Origin of the sequence: Labrenzia sp. PO1 (assembly GCF_012273635.1) — a bacterium.
Taxonomy (GTDB): Bacteria; Pseudomonadota; Alphaproteobacteria; order Rhizobiales; family Stappiaceae; genus Roseibium; species Roseibium algicola.
In genome coordinates, this window is record NZ_JAAXCR010000001.1 from 484,767 (window position 1) to 506,361 (window position 21,595).

The 21,595-nt window shown below is 59.5% G+C and carries 20 protein-coding genes and 1 riboswitch; of the genes, 5 read left to right on the plus strand and 15 right to left on the minus strand.

All coding sequences use genetic code 11. The features are described 5' to 3' along the window. Nucleotides 1–45 precede the first annotated feature (45 nt). From HCG46_RS02315 to HCG46_RS02325, 3 genes are all read right to left on the minus strand, one after another. Entirely contained in the window at nt 46–1,071 is a 1,026-nt protein-coding gene (locus tag HCG46_RS02315) for a threonine/serine dehydratase (RefSeq protein ID WP_023000650.1), read from the minus strand. A 198-nt stretch (nt 1,072–1,269) separates the two neighbouring features. Next, the gene (locus tag HCG46_RS02320; RefSeq protein ID WP_023000649.1) at nt 1,270–2,319 is read right to left on the minus strand and encodes a glycosyltransferase family 1 protein; all 1,050 of its coding nucleotides are present in this window, start codon (nt 2,317–2,319) and stop codon (nt 1,270–1,272) included. Beyond that, nucleotides 2,316–3,119, minus strand: a complete 804-nt coding sequence (locus HCG46_RS02325) for a UDP-2,3-diacylglucosamine diphosphatase (RefSeq protein ID WP_023000648.1) — start codon at nt 3,117–3,119, stop codon at nt 2,316–2,318. The genes HCG46_RS02320 and HCG46_RS02325 overlap by 4 nt, the downstream gene beginning before the upstream one ends. Before the next feature lie 269 nt (nt 3,120–3,388). Here HCG46_RS02325 and HCG46_RS02330 point away from each other — a divergent pair, with 269 nt between their 5' ends. Further along, nucleotides 3,389–4,168, plus strand: a complete 780-nt coding sequence (locus HCG46_RS02330) for an SDR family oxidoreductase (RefSeq protein WP_168684432.1) — start codon at nt 3,389–3,391, stop codon at nt 4,166–4,168. A 68-nt stretch (nt 4,169–4,236) separates the two neighbouring features. On the opposite strand, the gene HCG46_RS02335 is transcribed toward HCG46_RS02330, so the two are convergent. The 4 genes from HCG46_RS02335 to HCG46_RS02350 form a co-directional block, all read right to left on the minus strand. Beyond that, a complete protein-coding gene (locus tag HCG46_RS02335) occupies nt 4,237–5,514 on the minus strand; it encodes an OmpP1/FadL family transporter (protein ID WP_353621805.1) in 1,278 nt (425 codons plus the stop codon). 596 nt (nt 5,515–6,110) lie between these two features. Beyond that, nucleotides 6,111–7,217, minus strand: a complete 1,107-nt coding sequence (locus HCG46_RS02340) for a TRAP transporter substrate-binding protein (protein WP_023000645.1) — start codon at nt 7,215–7,217, stop codon at nt 6,111–6,113. Between the two features lies 1 nt (nt 7,218). Continuing rightward, a complete protein-coding gene (thiD, locus tag HCG46_RS02345; protein WP_168684436.1) occupies nt 7,219–8,025 on the minus strand; it encodes a bifunctional hydroxymethylpyrimidine kinase/phosphomethylpyrimidine kinase in 807 nt (268 codons plus the stop codon). Nucleotides 8,026–8,061: 36 nt separating this feature from the next. Next, entirely contained in the window at nt 8,062–8,835 is a 774-nt protein-coding gene (locus tag HCG46_RS02350; protein ID WP_168684438.1) for a hydroxyethylthiazole kinase, read from the minus strand. A gap of 68 nt (nt 8,836–8,903) precedes the next feature. Beyond that, a riboswitch (TPP riboswitch) is annotated at nt 8,904–9,014 on the minus strand. Between the two features lie 207 nt (nt 9,015–9,221). On the opposite strand from HCG46_RS02350, the gene HCG46_RS02355 reads away from it, so the two are divergent. Beyond that, on the plus strand, nt 9,222–9,458 hold the full coding sequence (locus tag HCG46_RS02355; protein WP_023000641.1) for an Lrp/AsnC ligand binding domain-containing protein: 237 nt from the start codon (nt 9,222–9,224) through the stop codon (nt 9,456–9,458). A 20-nt stretch (nt 9,459–9,478) separates the two neighbouring features. Further along, on the plus strand, nt 9,479–9,886 hold the full coding sequence (locus tag HCG46_RS02360) for a hypothetical protein (protein ID WP_023000640.1): 408 nt from the start codon (nt 9,479–9,481) through the stop codon (nt 9,884–9,886). Nucleotides 9,887–10,117: 231 nt separating this feature from the next. Here the strand turns inward: HCG46_RS02360 and HCG46_RS02365 are convergent, their stop codons facing one another. From HCG46_RS02365 to HCG46_RS02395, 7 genes are all read right to left on the minus strand, one after another. After that, the gene (locus tag HCG46_RS02365; protein ID WP_051990128.1) at nt 10,118–11,119 is read right to left on the minus strand and encodes a DMT family transporter; all 1,002 of its coding nucleotides are present in this window, start codon (nt 11,117–11,119) and stop codon (nt 10,118–10,120) included. Between the two features lie 105 nt (nt 11,120–11,224). Beyond that, nucleotides 11,225–12,481 (minus strand): peptide antibiotic transporter SbmA, encoded by a 1,257-nt coding sequence (gene sbmA, locus HCG46_RS02370; protein ID WP_023000637.1) that lies wholly within the window; start codon nt 12,479–12,481, stop codon nt 11,225–11,227. 198 nt (nt 12,482–12,679) lie between these two features. Next, nucleotides 12,680–14,977: a xanthine dehydrogenase family protein molybdopterin-binding subunit gene (locus HCG46_RS02375; RefSeq protein ID WP_168684440.1), complete on the minus strand. Its 2,298-nt coding sequence runs from the start codon at nt 14,975–14,977 to the stop codon at nt 12,680–12,682. 282 nt (nt 14,978–15,259) lie between these two features. Then, nucleotides 15,260–16,321 (minus strand): succinylglutamate desuccinylase/aspartoacylase family protein, encoded by a 1,062-nt coding sequence (locus HCG46_RS02380; protein ID WP_023000635.1) that lies wholly within the window; start codon nt 16,319–16,321, stop codon nt 15,260–15,262. Further along, nucleotides 16,318–17,223 (minus strand): 30S ribosomal protein S6--L-glutamate ligase, encoded by a 906-nt coding sequence (gene rimK, locus HCG46_RS02385; RefSeq protein WP_006932769.1) that lies wholly within the window; start codon nt 17,221–17,223, stop codon nt 16,318–16,320. Before rimK ends, HCG46_RS02380 begins: the two co-directional genes overlap by 4 nt. A gap of 355 nt (nt 17,224–17,578) precedes the next feature. Beyond that, nucleotides 17,579–18,052 carry a RimK/LysX family protein gene (locus HCG46_RS02390; RefSeq protein ID WP_208984212.1) on the minus strand — a complete coding sequence of 158 codons (474 nt, stop codon included), beginning with the start codon at nt 18,050–18,052 and terminating at the stop codon, nt 17,579–17,581. Between the two features lie 215 nt (nt 18,053–18,267). After that, nucleotides 18,268–18,855 carry a VOC family protein gene (locus tag HCG46_RS02395; protein ID WP_062488229.1) on the minus strand — a complete coding sequence of 196 codons (588 nt, stop codon included), beginning with the start codon at nt 18,853–18,855 and terminating at the stop codon, nt 18,268–18,270. A 187-nt stretch (nt 18,856–19,042) separates the two neighbouring features. On the opposite strand from HCG46_RS02395, the gene HCG46_RS02400 reads away from it, so the two are divergent. Further along, complete coding sequence (locus HCG46_RS02400) at nt 19,043–20,023, plus strand: DMT family transporter (protein ID WP_023000631.1); 981 nt, start codon at nt 19,043–19,045, stop codon at nt 20,021–20,023. 29 nt (nt 20,024–20,052) lie between these two features. Here the strand turns inward: HCG46_RS02400 and HCG46_RS02405 are convergent, their stop codons facing one another. Continuing rightward, nucleotides 20,053–20,691, minus strand: coding sequence for a hypothetical protein (locus HCG46_RS02405; RefSeq protein WP_205838351.1), 639 nt, complete (start codon nt 20,689–20,691; stop codon nt 20,053–20,055). Between the two features lie 136 nt (nt 20,692–20,827). Here HCG46_RS02405 and HCG46_RS02410 point away from each other — a divergent pair, with 136 nt between their 5' ends. Beyond that, nucleotides 20,828–21,493, plus strand: coding sequence for a YafY family protein (locus HCG46_RS02410; RefSeq protein ID WP_168684442.1), 666 nt, complete (start codon nt 20,828–20,830; stop codon nt 21,491–21,493). Nucleotides 21,494–21,595 lie beyond the last annotated feature (102 nt).

Below are 21,595 nucleotides of genomic sequence, written 5' to 3' on the forward strand. Positions count from 1 at the left end.
TCATGCTTGTGGAACCGCTCTAGCGGGTAGCCCCCTAAAGGCGCGTTAACGGGAAAGCGCAGTCTTTAGCATTTGTGGATCGATGTTTCCGCCCGTCAAAACGATACCGACGGTTTTGCCCTTGAAAGGCAGCTTTCCGGCTAAAAGTGCTGCAAGTGCAACGGCTCCGCCGGGCTCAACGACGAGCTTCAGTTCGGTGAACGCAAAGGCGACGGCAGCCAGAGCTTCCTCGTCCGTGACAGTCACGCCTTCGCCCGCTACGCGGCTTAGAATTGAAAAGCCGATATCACCCGGCGAATCGGACAGGAGCGCATCGCAGACAGAGCCGGTCTTTACGGCATTGGAAAGCCGCTCACCGGCGTCAAGCGAGCGCTTGTAGTCGTCGAACAGCTCCGGTTCAGCAGTATGGAAGACCGTACCGGGCGACTTGGCTTCCAGCGCCAGGGCAATGCCGCTGGACAATCCGCCACCGCCGGTGCAGGCGAGCACATCGTCCAGATGCAGGCCCAGCGCAGCTGCCTGGGCTGCCATCTCCAGTCCGACTGTACCCTGCCCTGCGATAACACCGACATCGTTGTAGGGGTGGACAAACGTCGCTCCTGACTTCGAACACAGGTCTCCTGCAATCGCGTCCCGGTCTTCGGTCTCACGATCGTAAGTGATGACGGTCGCCCCGTAGCCGCGTGTGCGCTCCAGCTTGATCCTTGGCGCGTCGGACGGCATGACGATGGTTGCGGGCATGCCGAGCAGCTGCGCGCTTGCAGCAACGCCCTGCGCGTGGTTTCCGGACGAACAGGCCACAACGCCTCTGGGTCGGTCTGCCGGCGGGATGAGGCTGAGGCGGTTGAAGGCCCCGCGAAACTTGAACGAGCCGCTGCGTTGCAGGTTTTCCGGTTTCACGACGACGGTTGCCCCGGTTACCTCATCCAGCAACGGATGCCTCAGGAGCGGTGTCACCAGCGCCTCGCTTCGGATCCTCTCCGCTGCGGCTTCAACATCTTCTATGGAAACGGTTTTACCAGCCAACTTTGAACCTGCTTCAGACACAGGCAGCGATTGCATATTCGTCATCGGAACTCGCTCTAAACGTCAAACAACTGCTCGGAGGCCTGCCGCAGAAGCGTACAAGGCAATGCCTCGGCCCCTTTCAGGGCCGGGTCTCGATGCAAGTGTTTTCACAGGAAAGCGGGCAGTTCCAGCGGGAACTTGTCTTGGTGTCAATTTCGTTTGCCGCACTGCGCAACGTCATCGCACATCAGGGCAGCCGCCTTATTCGGCGGCTTTTCCCTGCGTCGAACGGGCGTTGTGTATGTCCTGGGCTTCAATGCAATTGTCCAGGAACTGACGTGCGCTGGCCGCCCAGGTGTAATTCATGGCAATCGTGCGGCAATGTTCGCGTGGGATATCCAGCGCGGCTTCAGCCGCTTCGCGCAGATCTTCCGACAAGACACCCGCCCCCGTATCGCTGATGACGTCGAGCGGGCCCATTACCGGGAAAGCGGCAACCGGCACGCCGCAGGCCAGGGCCTCAAGCATAACGTTGCCGAAGGTGTCGGTGAGTGAGGGAAACACGAAGACATCCGCGTCGGAATAATGCCTTGCGAGATCTTCGCCCACCTTGGAACCGGTAAAATGCACCCCCGGGTACTCCCGGCGCAGACTGTCGAGCTGCGGGCCACCACCGACCACCACTTTCGATCCCGGCAGGTCGAGATCCAGAAACGCCTTGATGTTCTTTTCGATTGCGACCCGGCCGACATACATGAACACCGGGCGCGGCAGGTCGGCTGGCAGAACGGAACCCTCGTAAGGCTTGAACTGCTGCTCATCCACACCGCGCGACCAGCGCATCAGATTGGTAAAACCACGGTCACGCAGATCCTGCTCCAGCGACCGTGTTGCGACCATGCAGCCGCAGCCGGAATTGTGAAACCGGCGCAGCCAGCTGTAGGACCAAGTCAGCGGAACCGGCAGCCGGGCTGAAACATATTCGGGAAACCGGGTGTGGTAACTCGTGGTGAACGGACGCCCAGCCTTCTTGGCGACGCTTGCCGCCAGAAGCCCGAGCGGGCCTTCCGTTGCAATGTGCAGATGCTCGCAGCCGTAATCCTCGATCTTCCTACGCACGATGCCGCGATGGGTCAACGACAGGCGAATTTCCGGATAGGTCGGACACGGCAGCGTCGTGAATTCCTGAGGGGTCAGGAATTCCACCCGCACACCGATCTTCTCGAGTTCTTCGGCCGTGCGCTCCAGCGAGCGAACCACACCGTTTATCTGGGGATGCCAGGCATCCGTCACAATCAGAATGGAACTCATGCGGCGACCGGTGCTTCCTTGGCTTTCGCCGGCACGGCCTCCTCCTGGGTACGGTCCACCCATCGGATCACCTCAAATGTTCCATCGTGGTGCTCGGCAACCGCAGTGCAGCTTTCCACCCAGTCACCCGTGTTGATGTAGTGAATGCCGTTCATATCACGGTCCGCGGCGTGGTGAATATGACCACAAATGACGCCATCGACGCCCTGCCGGCGCGCCTCGTCGGACAGGGCTTCTTCGAAACGTCCGATAAAGCTGACCGCGTTCTTTACCTTCAACTTGGCCCAGGCGGACAATGACCAGTAGGTCAGGCCGAGACGGCGGCGGACTACATTGAGCCAGGTGTTGACGCCGAGCGCGGTCACATAGGCCTTGTCGCCAAAGAAGGCCAGCCACTTGGCATGGCGGATCACCACGTCGAACTGGTCACCATGAATGACCAGATAGCGTTTGCCGTTGGCAGCTTCGTGAATGATGCTGTCGGTCACTTCCACACCGCCGAAATGCGTACCGAGGAAGCTGCGCAGAAACTCGTCGTGATTTCCCGGAATATAGATGACCCGGGCTCCCTTGCGCCCCTTGCGCAGGATCTTCTGCACCACGTCGTTGTGAAGCTGTGGCCAGTACCAGGACCGCCGCAGACGCCAGCCATCGGCAATGTCGCCGACCAGATAGATGGTCTCGGCTTCATTGTCCTTCAGAAAGTCCAGCAGCATCTCCGCCTGACAACCGCGCGTGCCAAGATGGACGTCGGAAATAAACAAGGCCCGGTAATGCCGCGATGCCTCAGCGGTAGACATAGCACTTCTCCAAATTCCCTTTGGAGCGCTATAGACGCGATTCAAGTATCACTATTATGACAAACGGCGTGACTTCCCCGGGCCTGTTTGTTTTCCAGCTTAATGATTAACACCGGCACGGATCGGGTATTGGCCTCCCTCACTTCATTCCGTTGCTTCACGAACATCTTGCCGGATGCTGACCGGCTCCATATGTCCCTGACGGCATTTGACAGCATCGGGTTTTGCCAGCCACAAAGCATGTCCAACCTGCATCAAGGAGAACGTTCATGGACCTCGGCCTCAAGGGCAAAAAGGCAATCATCTGTGCGTCAAGCCGCGGCCTCGGCAAGGGCTGCGCCGAAGCGCTGGCGGAAGCAGGCTGCGACATCGTCCTGAACGGACGTAACGAAACGGTTCTGGAAGAAACCCGCACCCTGCTGCAGAACCGCTTCGGCGTGAGCGTTGCCGCCATCGCAGCGGATGTTTCCACACGGGAGGGACAAGAAGCGCTTCTGGCGGCCTGCCCGGACCCGGACATCCTGGTCAACAACAATGGTGGCCCGCCCCGGCGCGACTATTCCGAGCTGGACCGTGCGGCGCTGATGGAAGGTGTGGTGCAGAATTTCGTCACCCCCATCGAGCTGATCCAGGCGGTTGTTCCCGGCATGAAGAAGCGCGGTTTCGGCCGCATCGTCAACATCACTTCGCTTTCGGTAAAGATGCCGATCGAAGGTCTCGATCTGTCCAGCGGTGCTCGGGCGGGGCTCACGGCATTCCTGGCCGGCGTCTGCCGCCAGCTTGCCCCCCACGGCGTGACGGTCAACAACTTGCTGCCCGGCAAGATGGACACCGACCGTCTGAAAGGCGGCTTCGAGCGCGCCGCGCAGCAGTCAGGCAAAAGCATCGAGGATGTCCGGGCGGCACAGGCAGCGGAAATCCCGGCAAGACGTTTCGGTTCAGCCGAGGAGTTCGGCCAGACCTGCGCTTTCCTGTGCTCTCGCCACGCCGGTTACATCACCGGCCAGAACATCCTGATGGATGGCGGGCTCTATCCGGCGGCGTTCTAAGCGTCCAAAGTCATGAAGAAAGGCCGGAGCATATGCCCCGGCCTTTGCTGAATGGCTGATCTTTCTGATTAGAACTTGTAGCGCAGCGCGGCAGAAATGATGTTGACGCTGCTGTCAACATCCCCCGAATAGGTACCGAATGCCGCGTTGTAGTCCTGGTGACTGGAATCGATGTTGATATCGGTCGATTCCGGAATGATGTGCGTGTAGCCGACATCGAACGCCAGGTGCTCGTTGAAGGTGTAGCTGGCACCAGCCGACAGCCACCAGCGGTTATTGTCCGGCAGACGCGTGGAGCGGATCTTTTCGTCGATCGGCGAGATTTCGTAACCGACACCACCGCGGAAGGTCAGCTTCTCGTTGAAGTCGTATTCACCGCCCAGAGAGAAGAACCAGCCGTCGTCATAGTTGAAGTGCAGGACGGTGGCCTCTGCGCCGGTTGCGTCGTTGATCGCACGTGGCGACTTGAGCCGGCTCCAGTTGGTCCATTCCACCGTTCCAAGAACGCGGATCTTGTCGGTCACCTTCTGTTTTGCGGAAAGGTTGATCATGTCCGGCGTAACGACACCCAGGCCGATCGCCGTTGTGACACCACCGGCGAACAGGTCGCCGTCGAGATCGTGACCGACACCGGAGCGATATCCAAGTCCGATTTCAGTCCCCTCGAACGGTCGCACCGTCAGACCAGCCGTCACACCGAAACCGATGTCATCACCAGTGATCTGGTTCGAACGGGGGAAGCCCGCTCCGGAAGTGGCGTCGGCGGATTTCAGCGACACGTCCAGGTATTGCGCCTGAACACCGATCGCGATCGCGAACATGTCGTTGATCTGAAGCGCAACCGTCGGGTTGACGTTCAACGAGAACACGGAAGACGAACGGGAATAGAACTGGGCTGCCCAGTTCTGCTCCGGTTTTGTCGACAGGCCGAAGGGTGCGTTGATACCGACACCGAAGATCAGCTTTTCATTCAACCGGTAGGCTGCGTAGGAAGCGGGAATGAACGCGTCGGAAGCAATGTCGCCACTGCCGATCGAAGACGTACCGAGGAACCCGCCGGACAGCGTGCCGTTGATATCCGAACTTGGAAAGAGCCCCGTATTATGCGCTTCGATGGTGAGACCCTGCTGAGCGCCGATAAGCGACGCCGGGTTCCAGTACATCGAAGAGATCGAACCGCCGGACGTACCATACCCGGCAAAAGACATACCCTGAAAGTACGAGCTCTGCTCTCTAAGTGCGAAACCACCCGCGAACGCAGAACCTGCAACCATTGATAGAGCTACAGCTGTAGAAGCAAGTAGAACTGATTTCTTGTTTACCCACGGCATTGAGTTTCCTCCCATCCCCTAGCCACCGGATGTGTGATGACAACCTGAGACAGGGTTTTAGGAGAATGCCGTCCGTTTCAACTGAATATTTACGTCAGTTATGCGGCCGTTTTTTCATGCTGCAATGCGAAATGCGCGGCTTTTCTGGTAGGTATTGCTGCGTAGACATTCAAAACACTTCAAAAACGACAGGTTCAGAGTCTCTTCGTCATCGCACCGACACACTTTCAGACATTTGCCTAAAAAACAGGCACCCGAAATGTCAGTTTCCGATAACGTAATTTAACGGTGAATCGTTGCGGCTTTGCCACAGGTTTCGTGACGGAATGTGGATCTTTTGTAGGACAAGTTCCTTGATATTCCTTGGTAAAAACGCCAATCACCTTTCCTAACGGAAATCGCGTCGGCACACCGTTGCGCGGTAGCCTTTCCTTTCGAAATTGAATTTTTGTCAGGAAGTTTGTCAGCAGGCGACGCGCAACTGCCCGGCCAATTACAGCTTTTCCGGCAAGGCAGGTTGCAAGCTGCGAACCGGTCGGTTGCACCGGCTCGCAGAAAGAGATGGTCCAGGACCGCACTCCATTCCTTGTTTGCAGCCTCAAGCGGCAAGCCTAGCTGTCGCGAGCTTCGAGGAAGCGGCGCATGGCAACGTCACTCCAGGGGGCAAGGCGTGCCCGCGCAGCCATATGACTGTCGTAGATCCTCTGGCTAAGCGCATCCTTGCTCGCGAACTCGGACAGCACGACTGCCGAAGTCTCCCGCAAAGCATCCAGAACGTCGTCCGGATAAGGACGGACGGTAACGCCGTCTTCTTCCTGCAGGAGCTTCAGTGCGCCTGCATTCTCCCAATCGCTTTCTGCAAGCGAGCGGCCGTTTTCTGCCTTGCAGGCCTCCAGAACGATGGCGCCAAGGTCTTCCGGCAGACCTTCCAGCGCCACCTTGTTGAACAGCGCTTCACCGGTGCCGTTGGGTTCATGGAACCCCGGCGTGTAGTAGGACTTGGCTGCTTTCTGGAACCCCATTGCCCTGTCCGACCAGGGACCCAGGAATTCGGTGGCGTCCAGCACGCCGCTGTCCAACGCCTGGAACAACTCTGCAGGCGGCAGGCTGACTGGCGTCGCTCCAAGCCGATGCATCACTTCGCCGCCAAGGCCCGGCATGCGGATCTTCAGCCCCTTGAGATCGTCAAGAGTGTTGATTTCGCGCTTGAACCAGCCCCCCATCTGGACCCCGGTGTTGCCGGCCATTACGGGCCTTAGTCCGAACGGGGCATAAAGCTCGTCCCAAAGCGCCTGGCCGCCCCCCTGCTCAATCCAGGTGATATGCTCATGCGGCAACAAACCGAAAGGGATGGCGGTGAAATAGACCGAAGCCGGGATCTTGCCCTGCCAGAAAAACGAGGCCGTGTGCGCCATCTGCGCCGTCCCCGCCGAGACCGCCTCGAACACGCCCAGAGCCGGCACCAGTTCCCCTGCAGCATAAAGCCGAACGCGCAGGCGACCACCGGACATCAGCTCGATCCTGTCGGCAATGCGCTGCGCCGTGACCCCGGGCCCCGGCAGGTTCTTTGGCCAGGATGTGACCATCTTCCATTCCAGCGTCGCCTGCTCCTGCGCCACCGCCGGGGCGGCCAATGCGCTTGCACCGGCGGCGGCGGAAGCCCCCAGAAGTCCGCGACGGCTGATCCGTCCGGTTTCGGTCTTTGGCTGATCGGTCATCTCACTTGCTCCAGAACGCGTGGAAATGATGGACTGGCCCGTGACCACTGCCAATGTGAAGCGTGTCGGCAGCGGCGATGGCAGCCTGAATATAGGACTTGGCGGACCTGACGGCCGCTTCCATGTCCTGCCCCTTGGCGAGACCCGAGGCAATCGCGGATGACAGGGTGCAACCGGTGCCATGCGTGTTGTCGGTCTTGATCCGCTCTGACCTGAGCCAGACCGCATTGCCGTTGCGATCCAGAAGCAGATCGGCGCTATTCGCGCCAGACCCGTGCCCGCCCTTGAGCAGAACCGCGTTGGCTCCAAGACCGAGCAGACGTTCTGCCTGCGCCTGCATTTGCGTTTCGTCCGCGGCGACGTCGCCCAGCAACATGCGGGCAGCTTCATGCAGGTTCGGGGTAACAATATCGGCCAGCGGCAGCAGCAAGGCAATCAGCGTGTCGACCGCACTGTCGGCAAGCAACGGGTCACCGGAGGCAGCCACCATCACCGGGTCAAGCACAACCGGGCCTGTCTCGTGTTCCCGAAGTCCTTCAGCTACCACCTCGATCGTATCGACACGCGACAGCATGCCGATCTTTGTCGCCTTGACGGCAAGGTCCGAGAAGACGGCCGTCATCTGGGCCCGCACGAACTCCGGTGGCACATCATGGATGGCGCTGACGCCAAGCGTGTTCTGCGCCGTCAGGGCTGCAATAACACTGGCACCAAAGACGCCATTTGCGGAAAAGGTCTTGAGATCAGCCTGAATGCCGGCTCCGCCGCCGGAATCCGATCCTGCAATGGTTACCGCAATTGCGGTCATGGGAACCTCCTGGGAGTAGATGCCGAAAAGGCTGCGTCAGCCGGTCTTGAGACGGGCTTCAATGTCGCGGTCAGTCAGGCAATAGAGTGCGTCGAGCAACTCCGGCACCAGACTGCCTGGCCCGCCTGACCGGCTAGCCGCGATTTCGCCGGCAATGTTCAAGACGGACAGTCCGCAAGCAGCTGCAAGCGCCCTGTCCTTTTCGATGCTCAGGAACGCCGCCAGAACCGCACCGCCGGCACAGCCGGTGGCCGTCACGCGTGACATCAGTGGATCGCCGTTGCGCAGCAGGAAATCCTCGCCGCGGCTCTCGACCCTGTCTTCCGGGCCAGTGACCGCAAAAACCGTTCCGGCCTCGATCAATGCATCGGCATCCGCCCGCTCCGGCAGGAGAGCGTTGAGTTCTTCCGGATTGAGCCGCACCAGATCCGGCTTCAGGCCCAGCAATTCGCGTGCATAGGCGCAGCGCACGGGAGACCGGTTGACGAAAACCGGATCGACACAAACCGGACGTCCGGCAGTCCTGGCAGCTTCGATCGCTAGCGGAATGGCCGCACGACGTTCCTCGTCAAGGGTGCCGAGGTTCACCAGCAGCGCATCAGCCCCGCCGGCAAAAGCCGCAACTTCCTCCCGCGCGATGGTCATGGAAGGAACGGCGCCGAGCGCAAGCAGCACATTGGCGGTGAAACTCTGGGCGACCGCGTTTGTGATGGCGTGAACGCGCGGCGTTTTCTGCCGCACCCTTTCCAGAAGGGTGAAGACCTGTTCGGCGGCCAGGGCTTGCGTGGAAGCAGCAACGGAAAGGCTCATGACGGCTCTCCTGCGACAGAAAGCCCGTTGCCGGTATTCCGGAAAGGACGTGTTGAAGGGAGTGGTGTGTGCATCATGATCTCAAATCCCTCCGCCGGTATCAGCCGGATCAGGTTCAAGGAGTTGGCAGGCCGCCTCTCAGCCCGGTCCAGGATGGCCGGGCACCCCCATGAGATGATTGCACTGCTAACAAGCCGGCCGTGCGATTGCAAGGCCCGGCTTGTGCAGAGCGACTACTCGGCAATTGACTGGCGGGAGGAGATAGGCGATGTCCTAGTCTGCTTTCGTGAATCTGTTGCCCGGCATGTTTGGCTGACCGAACAGCCCGGCTGATGGTTCAGGTGACACGTTCACCCCCTTCAAACACCAACTGCCCGGAGCGCCCCATGGTACCGTTTTTCGTGATGATCAAATGCCAGTTGGGCAAGACCTACCAGGTCGCCAATGCGATCGCCGATGCGGAAATTGCGTCCGAAGTCTACTCCACCTCCGGCGACTACGATCTTCTGGTGAAATTCTATGTCGACGACGGTTCGGACATTGGCCACTTCGTGAACGAGAAGGTCCACCCGATCGACGGCATTCAGGACACCAAAACCATCATTACCTTCAAGGCCTTCTGAACTCAGACCCGGAAATTTCCATGAAACTCATTAAAATCGCCGCCCTTTGCCTGCCCCTCGCTCTTGCTCCGATCGGCTCGACCGCGTCCGCGCAAGGCATGCCACCGGAGCAGATCAAGCAGATCCTGGACCTTACCAAAGCCAACTGGGTGTCATTCCGCGACTGGCAGGGCCAGGAGCTGATCTATTTCACCCACCTGGAATCCTGGAAGTGCGGCATCGACTATGTCTTCTACGGATTGAACGACGACCCGATTGAGCAGGAATGGCAACTGGAAGCCTGTGACCCGGACAACCAGAATGTCGTTCTGAAGGACAAGCCCTATCTGGAGCTGCCCCTGGGGTCGGCCCAGTCGATCAGCGTGCAGCTGATCTTCAAGGACGGCACCAAGAGCGCTGTTGAGCGGTTCGAATACAAGTCGCAGTAAGGCCGATTTCGGAAACCACCCGCATTCGCCGTCATTCCGGACAAGCGCAGTAAAGCTGCGTGCCGATCCGGGATCCAGCGCATCAGCGTGAGCAAAGCGAACTCTTCTCTCTTTGTGTAATGCCGCGCCTAAGGCGCGAAATAAGTCTGGATTCCGGATCGGTGCACAGCATTGCTGTGCTTGTCCGGAATGACGGGGAAGACAGCGGGACCTGCCCTCTTGTCTCTCCCCCTACGAACGCGAGGGCGATGACGCCCGGCGTGCCTTTGTCCGGTCCAGCCCGAGCTTGTGTTCGCGGTAGATGACGAAAATACCGGCGGCAATCACGATCAGCGCCCCCAGCACCACTGCAGGCAAAGGCGTTTCGCTGAACACCACCCAACCGACAATGATCGCCCACAGCATGTTGACATAGTCGAACGGGGCAATGGTGGAGGCATCCGCGAACCGGTAGCTCTGCGTCAGCAGGATCTGGCCGACACCGCCCGCAAGGCCGATCAGCAGAAGCAGACCTGCCGTGGGCAGGTCCGGAATGATCCAGGCCTGACCCGGCAGCAGAAAGCCCAGCGGCAGCGTGAGCAGCGACAATACGGACGACATGCCCGCAAACCAGGTAACGATCGTGGACGTGCGCTCCGTCTCGCACAATTTGCGCACGGTGATCATGGCGAGCGCGGCAAAGCCGGCTCCTGTCAGGCCGATCAGGGCCCCGATCATCGAGTTGCTGTCCAACTCCGCGTCACCCAGATGCGGTGACAGCACAACCAGAATGCCGACAAAGCCGACACCGACTGCGCTCCAGCGATAGACCCGCACCTTTTCGCCAAGGAGCAGAAACGCCAGCACCACCACGAAGAGCGGCGATGCAAAGCCGATCGCCGTCGCATCCGGCAAGGGCAGCAGAGACAACGCGGTGAAGCCGCAAACCATCGCCGTCAGGCCGACGGACGCCCGGGTAAGATGTCCCAGCGGGTTGGCCGTTCGAAAGGCGAGCCCCAACTCCCGGCGCATCGCCACCATGATCAGCACCGGAAACAGCCCGAAGAAATTCCGTGCGAACACAAGCTCACCGATCGGCACCGTCTCTGCGGCGATCTTGAGGGCCGTTGCCATGACGAAGAACACCATGGTGGAGGCCACTTTCAGCGATATTCCGATAAGAGGTGCCTGCCGGGTCATCCCGGTAGGCGCCGGAGGTCCGGAGAAACGGGACTTCTGGCTCAAGAACGCCATGACAACTTCCAGGCCCGGCGCTCTTCATGAAGCCACGGGCGGTGCGTCGGACCGCGGAACCGCCGGGACAGAAAACTGGCTTGAACGTCTTGCGCAGACCTGACCTTAAGCTTGCGCCCCCGGTTCAGGAGTGGTGCCACCGGCAACCGCGAGCTCCCGCTCGGCAATGGAGACCTCAAAGCCTTTCAGACGTTTGTAGATGGACAGGAGCTCGATGATCGTCGTCCAGGAATTCACCAGGAACTGGAAGGACGAGGACACCTGGCTGAAGGCCGTCAGGATTTGCTGCACGATACCAAAGGTGATCTTGCCCACCACAATCGTCGGAATGAGGATGAAATAGGAGAAGATGTTGTCCGACTGAAGGTAAATGCCGCGGGCCAGGTTAAAATAGAGATAGTGGAAGTAGAGCCGGAAATAGTTTTGACGGACAAAACCGAACAGCTCGCGCAAGGTCGCCGGATTGGCGCGATCTTCATGATCTTCCCCGTACACAAGTTCCTTACGGTAGGCTGCCTCAACGCGCTGGTTGTGGAACTCCAGTCCGGGCAGCTTGATGCCGACAAGGCCGAGCAAAACCGTCCCAAACAGCGACCAGATGATTGCCGCGGTGAACAATGGCGCTGGAATTTCGCCTACGATCGGCAGGGACGAGACATGACTTGAAAGCGCAAACAGCACCGGCAAGAAGGCAATCAGTGTCATGATCGAGTCGATGAATGCAACGCCAAGTCCTTCCATGATGGAAGCAAAGCGCATCGTGTCTTCCTGAATACGCTGCGAGGCACCTTCGATGTGACGCACATTCGACCACTTTTCGACGTAGTAGTCGTTCATCGCCGTACGCCAACGGAAGACGTAGTGGCTGACGAAGAAGCGCGTGAAGATATAGAGAATCACCCAGACCGATGTAATCTGCGCGAAGATCAGCATCAGGTTATAGAAGTCTGCTGCGGTGACACCGCTTTCCTCTCCATTGAGCGCGTTTTGCAGCGTATCGAAGAACGGTCTGCGCCAGTTGTTGATCGCGACTGACACCTGAACGCTGTAGTAGGTCATGAAAATGATCAGGGACGAGCCCCAGATCGACCAGATCTGCCAGCGGTGGTCGCGAGAGAACATCCACCAGAAACCGCCGAAGAGCAGCGTGCAGATGCCGTAATAGATGTAGAACCAAAGAAAATCAGGTGTAACGAAATAGGGAAGCCCGATGGGTGGTTGCTCACCCTGTGGCGGCGTGCCGAAGCCCAGTGTTTCTGTCAGTCCTTCAGCAAACCCGTACCAGGCAAGGATTGCGGCAAGTGACCAGAGGAAGGCAGACAGGAAGAAAAGTTTGGGCTTGGGAAAGAAGGACTGAAACAACGGGAGGATCCTATTTCTTGAAGCGGAAGGATTCGCGCCACGCACCGATGAACCGCAAGATTGCGGCAAGAACCGGATAATTCATACGTTTATTTAAAAGAAACCACAGACACAATCTTGAGAACCGGGCTTTACCGGTGTCAACTTGCTGCCTGAAAGATAAAAGGCGCCTCGAAAGGGCGCCTTTTTCAGTTTCCGTTATTTTGCTGCCTGGATCGCTTCCCACACGCGAAGCGGGGTTGCCGGCATGTCGATCAGCTCACTGACCCCTGCCCCGTCCTTCAGCGCCTTCTGCACCGCATTCATGACCGATGCACAGCCGCCGATGGTTCCGGCTTCACCCGCGCCCTTGATGCCCATGGCATTGGTGGTCGATGGAACGTTGCGGGTCTCGAAGTGAATGTCCGGCAGGTCTGCCGCACGGATCATGCGGTAGTCGAGCAGCGAAGCCGTCAGAAGCTGGCCGTCTTCGTCGTAGATCGTCTGTTCGCACAGAGCCTGGCTGAGTGCGGAGGCCGCACCGCCATGCACCTGACCGGCCAGAAGAAGCGGGTTCACCGTGACACCGAAATCATCGACGATCACGTAGTTGACGATGGCAACGTCACCGGTATCCGGATCGATTTCCACCTCGCACACATGGGTGCCGTTCGGATAGGTCGCCTCGGTCTGATTGACCTCTTCGCGGGCGGTCAGGGTTTCCCCGGCGCCTGCTGCAATCTCGGCTAGTGTCACCTGCTGGTCGGTTCCGACCACACGAACCATGCCACCGTCGAGTTCAAGATCCTCGATCCCGGCCTCAAGCCGATCAGCGGCAAGTTCCTTCACCTTCTTGACCAGCGCAATGCCCGCATCGCGGACAGACGGCAGGCCGATGGGGATGGAGCGCGACCCACCCGTGCCGCCCCCCTTGCGCACCCGGTCGGTGTCGCCCTGGATAACGTCGATGTCCTCGATGGAGATGCCGAACTGTTCCGCGATGACCTGGCTGTAGGCCGTCGCATGGCCCTGGCCGTTGGTCTGCGTACCGATCAGCAACGTCAACGTACCCTTGTCGTTGAGCTCAAGGGTGGCTTCCTCGCTGCCAGGGAAGGCACAGGCCTCGATATAGGAACAGATGCCGATGCCGCGGTACTTGCCGTGCTTCGCACTGTCGTCCTGCCGGGCCTTGAAGCCGTCCCAGTCGGCAACTTCCAGCGCCTTTTGCAGATGGCCGGAAAAATCGCCGGTGTCGTACATTCGCCCGGTCTGGGTCGTGTAAGGCAGTTGCTCCGGCTTGATGAAATTGCGCTTGCGGATCTCTACCGATCCGACACCGGTTTCCTCTCCCGCCTTCTCGATCAGGCGCTCGATCAGATAGGCAGCTTCCGGACGGCCCGCGCCGCGGAAGGCATCCGTCGGCACCGTGTGCATGTAGACGCCCTCGACCTTCGCAAAGACGGCCGGAATGTCGTAGAGACCGGAGGTCATCGATGTGCCGACGAAGGGAATGAACGGGCCGAACTGGTGCAGATAGGCACCCATGGCAGCCTTGACGTGCACCTTGAGCCCCAGGATCCGGCAATCGACGTCCAGCGCCAGTTCCGCGTGGGTGACGTTGTCCCGGCCATGTGCATCCGTCACGAAGTGGTCCATGCGCTCACCCGTCCAGCGCACTGGCCGTCCAAGTTCGCGAGCCGCGACCATGCTCAGCGGGTATTCGCGGTAGCAGAACATCTTGGTACCGAAGCCACCACCGACTTCCGGCGTGATCACCTGCAGTTTGTCAGCTTCCAGATCCAGAATGCTGCAGATGATGTCACGCAGTCCGTGACCGCCCTGGGTGCCGACCGTCAGCTTGAACCGATCGCTCGCAGCGTCGAATTCGGCAACGCAGCCACGCAGTTCCATGTAGTTGGCGACGATCCGGTTGTTGACGACGTCGATGGAAACGACCTTGTCAGCCTTTTCGAAGGCAGCGTCGGCCTTGGACTGATCACCCTGACCGTATGTGAAGGCAACGTTGGTGCCGAACTCCGGCCAGACCTTCACGGCGTCCGGTGCAAGGGCCTGCTCGATCCCGACGACAACGTCCAGCGGGTCGTAGTCGATTTCCAGCATCTCGGCGGCATTCCGGGCTGCGTTGACATCGTCCGCGACGATAAAGGCAATCGCATCGCCCACATAGCGTACTTCGTCGGAGCACAGGACAGGCTGATCGGGCGCCGCGAAATTGGAGCCGTCGATCTGCTTCGGACGCGCCCGGCAAGGCATCGTCCGGCCTTCCAGCTCGGCTCCGGTGAGCACCAGCCGGACACCGTCCATCTCACGGATCTCGTCCACATTTCCAAGGCTGATGCGCGCATGTGCCATGGCAGACCGAACGACGACCCCGTGCAGGCAGCCTTCCGGCATGTAATCGCCCGTATAGATGCCCTTGCCGGTTATGAGCGGCTCATCTTCCTTGCGGCGCAATGGGGCGCCAACACCGAACTTCGGAGTGACCATCTGGTTCATGAATCTGGACCTGCTTTTTTTGGGAAGACTTTCCCTTGGGAAATATCCACGCGCCGGGAGCGCCGGTTTTGTTCAACATAGTGCCCGAAAGCCGACGTGGCCAGAGGTTTGGACAATTCTGCTTCGCACAATTGTTTTTCCGGGCAAGCTGTGGGGGCTGAGACGGCTTGCTCATTCGGTGCCAGTGGCCCATCCATCAACACGAGCCAGTCCCTCCCCTGAAGCATGCGATAGGTGGGTGAGCTGCTGCACACGCGGAGAAACGCTGAAACCAAGCCGCCTCTAGATGATTTCGTCTTCGTCGAACAGCGGATCGGCCTCAAGCTGGGAAGCCAGGCTGTCGAGGGTCGTTTCAGCGTCGTATCGTTCGTTGAACTCGGCGATATGAAACAGCCCGTCCCCTTCGTTGACCACCGGAAGGTTGGTTCTGCCCACAATGAGTCCGCCCAGTTCGGCCAGCACGTTCCGTTCCTTCTCGCCGAACGGATCAGAGGTGATGCCAAGCAGCATACCGGGTTCGACAACATCGCCGACCGATTTGAACGGCCGCAACAATCCACCGGCCGGCGAGCGGACCCAGTAGCTCGTCTTGCTGAGGATCGAGCGGGCCTTTGGCCGCGTGATGCCTTTGGCTCCCAACATCTTCAAGGAACGCATCACGCGCAAGACGCCGGAAACGCCGGCCCTGATCGCCATTTCGTCAAACCGCAGGCCTTCGCCCGCCTCGAACACCAGGACGTCGGTTCCCTTCAGCTGAGCGGCCTGTCGCAACGACCCATCGCGCACCTTGGAGGTCAGGATGACCGGAGCACCGAAAGCTTTCGCGAGCGACAGCGTGTCTGCCCGTGAAGGCGAAACGCGGATCTGCGGCAGGTTGGTCCGGTGAATGGCCGCCGAATGCAGGTCGATGCCATAATCGGACCGGTTGACGATCTCGCTCATGAAAAGATGCGCCAGCCGCCCGGCCAGCGAGCCGCGCAGGCTACCGGGGAACGAGCGGTTCAGGTCACGCCGGTCGGGCAGATAGCGCGAATGGTTCAGAAAACCGAACGCGTTGACGATCGGGATGACCATCAGCGTGCCCTTCAGCTTGTCCAGTTCCTGGATTTCGAGCTGTGGCGCTTTCAGGACACGGCGTGCGATCTCCACACCAATGACCTCGTCACCATGCACGGCCGCACTGACGAACATGACCGGCCCGGGTTTGCTTCCATGCAGGACATGCACGGACATCGTCACGGGCGTGTGGTCCGACAGCACGCTGACCGGCAGATCGATCGTACGCCGGGTTCCCGGTGCGATCTTGTGGTCGCCGATCTCGAAGGCTTTCACTTTTGTGGTCAACCGCGTCCCTTGGTCTTGGTTTTGCCAACCTGGGCATTCTTGGCAATAAAGTCGATGATCTTGCCGGCAACATCAATACCCGTTGCCTTTTCAACGCCCTCCAGCCCGGGCGAGGAGTTGACCTCCATCACCACCGGGCCATGGTTGGACCGCAGCATATCGACACCGCAGACGTTCAGCCCCATGGTCTTTGCCGCGCGAATGGCGGTCGAACGTTCCTCGGGAGAAATCTTGATGGCGGCCGCACTGCCGCCGCGGTGCAGGTTGGAACGGAATTCGCCCTCCGCACCCGTCCGCTTCATGGCCGCAATCACCTTGCCGCCAACCACCAGCGCACGGATGTCGGTGCCGCCGGCTTCCTTGATGAATTCCTGCACCAGGATGTTCACGTTGGCACCGCGAAACGCCTCGATCACCGACTTGGCAGACCGCTCCGTATCGGCAAGAACCACACCGATGCCCTGCGTGCCCTCCAGCAGCTTGATCACAACAGGGGCGCCACCCGCGGTCGCCAGCACTTCCTCGGTCATCTTCGGGTCGTGAGCGAAGGTCGTCACCGGCAGGCCTATCCCGTCGCGGGCAAGCAGCTGCATCGACCGAAGCTTGTCGCGCGATCGTCCGATGGCAACGGATTCGTTCAGCGGGTAGACGCCCATCATCTCGAACTGGCGCAACACGGCCAGACCATAGAAAGTGACCGATGCGCCGATCCTCGGAATCACGGCGTCGAAGCCGGTCAGCTTGCTGCCGTTGTAATAGATTTCCGGCCGCCGCGAGGCGATGTTCATGTAGCAGCGTAGGGTGTTGATGATTTCCAGTTCGTGACCGCGCTCCTCGGCAGCGTCCTTCAGGCGCTTGTGGGAATAGAGCTCGGGATTCCGTGCCATCATAGCAATTTTCATTGGTTCAAGTCCCTCGGTCTCAGCCTCGTTCCGACCGGTGTTGCGACACCGAATTTTCAGTGATTGTTTCCTGCCGCTCAAACGCGCAGCTTAGGGTGTGGACCCATAAATGAAGACGAAATGGCATGAAAAATGGCAAAATCGCGTTAGGAAGTGTGCGCGGAGCGGGCTTTCTGCCCGGTCAAGCACGCTGACGACGCGCGGTGAAGCCATTTTCATGTCCTTCGGATTTGACCGGATTGGTCCTCCGCAGCGTTGCGAAAGCTTGAAAATGGGCCACATTTCCTGCGCTTCCGCGCCTTGAGGAAGACCAATCCACCTCAAACCATTTCTTCTTCATTTATGGGTCCACACCCTAGTGTTTTGTTGCCAGCGCGGGCTTTCCCGCCAGGAAAGACCGGCCCGCATGCACCAGCACGTTGTGCCGCCTGATCGCCGTTCGGCCGAGGATCATGTCGAACCCCATGTTCGACCTGTCCGCCAGCGACACATCCACATGCCAGTGATGTTTTCCAAGATGAAGTAACGTCCGGATGACAATGCGCCGCTCGGGAACACCGCTGGTGTTCTTGATGTTGCGCTCGTCCAGAACCGGAACCTCCGCCCGGAAATCGCTGTGATGACGCGAGGCAGGCACCCGGAAACGTACCCAGGTCCGGCCGTCGCGTTCGAACACTTCCTGTTCTTCGGCATGGAGCGCCGAGGTGCGTGCGCCGGTGTCGATCTTGGCACGCATATCGAAAACGCCCAGTTCGGGAAGGCTCACGATTTCACGCCAGCCGATGATATCGGCAGCGGCCAAGGGACGCCCCTTCTTAGCCATTGTCATTCAAAAAAACCCTGGAGCCCCCTTGCTGGGGCCTTTCCCAAACGACCTTGTTAACCGAGCATTGCATGGCCCGCCGGAGAGCGCAACTGAGGTTGCGGTCCGGTCTGAAAACAAGATTTCGGACGCAGCTCATCATCATGATTCACATCGGCGCGCAAGCGAATTTGCGAGCGAGTGCAAAGAACGTCCGGCAGGTGCACCACCCGGATGACGCCCTACCGCTTGTACGGGTTCTTCGGGCGCCGGTCGTCAGACAGGCTGCGTCTCGTTTCGCGCGTCAACTGCTCGATGGCATCGGCAAGATGGACTTCCTGAATGTTGTAGTCACCCCGCGCCACCCGGATCTTGTGTGCTTCCAGCATGACCTCGCCCATGGCCACGCCTTCCGGTGGCACGAAGCGATAGCTGGCCAGTTCGATCAGCAGCCCGAGCGGGTCACGGAAATAGATAGAATCCATGAAGCCGCGATCCTTCGGACCGCTGTGCGATATGCCGCGTGCATCAAGCCGCTCGGCAATCTGCCGAAAGGTTGCCTGCGATACGGCAAGTGCCAGGTGGTGAACGCAGCCGATTGTCTGGGGAGCCGGCTCCGGGTCCGGTTTGCGGTCTTCGTTGGTGAAGATCGTGATGAGACGGCCGTCGCCCGGATCGAAATAGAGATGGCTCTGGTTTTCATCGTCCAGATTGGGCTGCTCGAACACGAAAGGCATGCCCAGCAGCCCTTCCCAGAAATCGATGGAAGTCTGCCTGTCGGCCCCGACAAGAGTGATGTGATGCACGCCCTGCGTCTGGATTTTTTCCATAGAAGTCCTCCCCGTTCGGCGCAGTTTAAATTGCATCTGCTGGCGATGGCAAACAGCCGCCCTCTTTCCTTCTCAGCGAAAAGCGCTAAGCTTGTTTCAACTGCAACAAACAGCCTTATCCGAGTCTTGCCTGTGCTCCGGCCCAAATGCGCCGCCGCATCCGCATACCCTCCGGCAAGGATTCACGATGGACATGCCCACCCAACAGCCGGAGCCTTCCGAGGCAACCGGCAACCGTCTTCGGCGCAAGGTGACCAGCCTGACGGAGAACCTGCCGTCGAACACCATCGGCGCGCTCTGGATCCTTCTGGCCGCCTTTCTGTTCTCGATCATGGTCACCCTGATCAAGCTGCTCGGCAAGGACCTGACGGTGTTCCAGATCCTGGTGATCCGCCAGGGCATCATGCTTGCCATCGTTGCCCCGAAGATCCTCAGCGGATTGCCGACCTCCCTGGCGACAAAACGTCCCGGACTTCAGCTGACCCGTATCGTGGTTGCCGCGACCGCCATGCTCTGCGGCTTCACGGCCGTCATCGAACTGCCGTTGGCCGATGCCACGGCAATCAGCTTCTCCAAGACGTTCTTCCTCACGATCTTCGCCATCTGGTTACTGGGAGAAACGGTCGGTGTGCACCGCTGGGGTGCAACCATCGTCGGCTTTCTGGGGGTTGTTCTGATGCTCCGCCCGCAAGGCGACGGGCTGATCGATCCCTTTGCGCTGCTCGCCATCGCCGGAGCGGCCTGCGCCGGCCTGGTGATGATTGTCGTCCGTCTGCTGACGCGCACCGATCCCCCGGTCACCATCCTGACCTACCAGGCTTTCGGCGTCGGGCTGATCATGATCATCCCCGCCATCCTGACCTGGCAGACCCCGACCCTGGCACAATGGGGAATTCTGCTTGGAATCGGCATCGTGTCCTGGGCAGCCCAGATGGCCAATATCCAGGCATTCCGCGCCGGCGAAGCCACCGCCATTGCCTCGCTGGACTACACAAGGCTGCTCTATGCCACCGTTTTCGGCGCCCTGGTTTTCCACCAGTGGCCGCGTGTGGAAACACTGGTGGGCGCCGCCGTCATCATCGCCGCGTCGATCTACACGGTCCGCCGCGAGGCCAAACGCGGCCAGAAACTGGCAAGGGCCTCGGACGGACGCGGGTACAATAGCTAGACCGTCAGGCGATTAGGTCGCCTGACGGCTCAGGCAAGCACGTGCCAGAAATCCAGATCGACGCTGGCGGGATCAAACAGGTTCAAAAGCGGCGCACAGGCCGCGTTCGACACATAGCCTCCGCAGATCTCCCTGGCAGCACCTTCCGTTTCCACAAAGCAGATCTCCGAATAGGTATCCTCCCCTGCCTGCGCCATCAGATGCGCCCTGGTTTCCGGCAACGGGGCAAGATACTCCCTCTCGATCCGTCCGGACGCAGCCATCAGCGCCTCTTCTGAAAAGCTGCCGTCGTTCCTGGGAAGAAAGGTACCGAATTCGATGGCGGAAAATCCGTCCGGCACCGCTGTGAGGTCTTTCATCAGACGGTTGAGACACAGGCGAATGCTGCCGGGCTCCAGCAGTTCCATGAATGCCCTTGAGCACGCAGCCTGCATATGCGCCTCGGACATGGCTGCGAAACTGGCCTCGTCCCTTGCCAGAATTGCATCGGCATAACCGCCTGTTGCATTGCCTAAAAAGCAGTGAAAGGCGATTCCCGGCTGGTTGCTCAGGAACTCCTTCTGCCACAGGCGGGCGGCCGCTATCAGTTCCGGCGCACCTACGCCTGCTTTCGCCTCGTAGCGAGCAAACCCCATCACTTTCATCGGTCCCAGTTCTTTTCGCAGCATGAGATGTCCTTCCGTGTTTCTGCTGCCAGCTCTATAGAAGGCGTCAGAGACAGTTTCTGTCAGGGGGATGCGCTATGATCGTGCAAAAGAGGGCGGCAGCAAATTCCTTGCAGAAACCGGCTGGAGACCGACACCCATGCGAACCATCAGGCTGTTTTCCATCCTGGATGCCCTGCGCAGCCGCAGAGGCGCCGTTCCGGCCGCCATGCTTGCGGAGCTGCTGGGCGTGACGGAACGCACCATTTATCGGGACATGGCCACGCTTAAGGCGATGGGCGCGCCCATTCGCGGTGAAGGCGGTGTCGGCTACGTTCTTGAACGCGGTTATTTCCTGCCGCCGATGCAGTTCGATCCGGACGAGCTGGATGTCATCCTGCTCGGCATTCGCATGGTCAAGGCACGTGGCGACAAAACCATGCGCGAAACGGCCGAGCGGGTGCTCGGCAAGCTTGGAGCTGTTCTGTCCGAAGGCGAACGCTCGCTGAACCGCCCTTTGCTTGCGGTCGGCAAGGCCTCCTCGGCACAAGGACATGACGCCCTGTCTCCGCTGCGCGATGCCATCCGCAAACGGCGCAAGGTGCAACTCGGCTACAGTGACCTGCAGAACCGCGTCAGTGAACGCCTCACCCGCCCGCTGGGACTGACTGCCTTCGAAAGTGTCTGGGTGCTGACTGCGTGGTGCGAAGTACGGAACGGCTTCCGGAATTTCCGGCTCGATCGCATCACATCATTTGCGATCACCGACACACGGTTTCCGAAGGAGCCGGGCAAGGAATTTCAGGACTATTTAAAGACACTGTGAGGCAATCACGCCGCTCCGTTGCAACGGGTTTATGCGACAGCAGTGTGACTGCTTGTCAGGTGGAAACCCGCTCTGCGTGACATGAAAATTGTGTCGGTTTAG

Excerpts from the sequence above, each read along its gene's own strand:
- HCG46_RS02405 (WP_205838351.1), bottom strand. The coding sequence starts at position 20,691 with ATGCTGCGAAAAGAACTGGGACCGATGAAAGTGATGGGGTTTGCTCGC.
- HCG46_RS02320 (WP_023000649.1), bottom strand. The coding sequence starts at position 2,319 with ATGAGTTCCATTCTGATTGTGACGGATGCCTGGCATCCCCAGATAAAC.
- HCG46_RS02400 (WP_023000631.1), top strand. The coding sequence starts at position 19,043 with ATGGACATGCCCACCCAACAGCCGGAGCCTTCCGAGGCAACCGGCAAC.
- HCG46_RS02350 (WP_168684438.1), bottom strand. The coding sequence starts at position 8,835 with ATGAGCCTTTCCGTTGCTGCTTCCACGCAAGCCCTGGCCGCCGAACAG.
- HCG46_RS02340 (WP_023000645.1), bottom strand. The coding sequence starts at position 7,217 with ATGACCGATCAGCCAAAGACCGAAACCGGACGGATCAGCCGTCGCGGA.
- HCG46_RS02330 (WP_168684432.1), top strand. The coding sequence starts at position 3,389 with ATGGACCTCGGCCTCAAGGGCAAAAAGGCAATCATCTGTGCGTCAAGC.
- HCG46_RS02410 (WP_168684442.1), top strand. The coding sequence starts at position 20,828 with ATGCGAACCATCAGGCTGTTTTCCATCCTGGATGCCCTGCGCAGCCGC.
- rimK (WP_006932769.1), bottom strand. The coding sequence starts at position 17,223 with ATGAAAATTGCTATGATGGCACGGAATCCCGAGCTCTATTCCCACAAG.
- thiD (WP_168684436.1), bottom strand. The coding sequence starts at position 8,025 with ATGACCGCAATTGCGGTAACCATTGCAGGATCGGATTCCGGCGGCGGA.
- HCG46_RS02325 (WP_023000648.1), bottom strand. The coding sequence starts at position 3,119 with ATGTCTACCGCTGAGGCATCGCGGCATTACCGGGCCTTGTTTATTTCC.
- HCG46_RS02315 (WP_023000650.1), bottom strand. The coding sequence starts at position 1,071 with ATGACGAATATGCAATCGCTGCCTGTGTCTGAAGCAGGTTCAAAGTTG.
- HCG46_RS02360 (WP_023000640.1), top strand. The coding sequence starts at position 9,479 with ATGAAACTCATTAAAATCGCCGCCCTTTGCCTGCCCCTCGCTCTTGCT.
- HCG46_RS02335 (WP_353621805.1), bottom strand. The coding sequence starts at position 5,514 with ATGGGAGGAAACTCAATGCCGTGGGTAAACAAGAAATCAGTTCTACTT.
- HCG46_RS02365 (WP_051990128.1), bottom strand. The coding sequence starts at position 11,119 with ATGGCGTTCTTGAGCCAGAAGTCCCGTTTCTCCGGACCTCCGGCGCCT.
- HCG46_RS02390 (WP_208984212.1), bottom strand. The coding sequence starts at position 18,052 with ATGACAATGGCTAAGAAGGGGCGTCCCTTGGCCGCTGCCGATATCATC.
- HCG46_RS02355 (WP_023000641.1), top strand. The coding sequence starts at position 9,222 with ATGGTACCGTTTTTCGTGATGATCAAATGCCAGTTGGGCAAGACCTAC.
- HCG46_RS02375 (WP_168684440.1), bottom strand. The coding sequence starts at position 14,977 with ATGAACCAGATGGTCACTCCGAAGTTCGGTGTTGGCGCCCCATTGCGC.
- HCG46_RS02395 (WP_062488229.1), bottom strand. The coding sequence starts at position 18,855 with ATGGAAAAAATCCAGACGCAGGGCGTGCATCACATCACTCTTGTCGGG.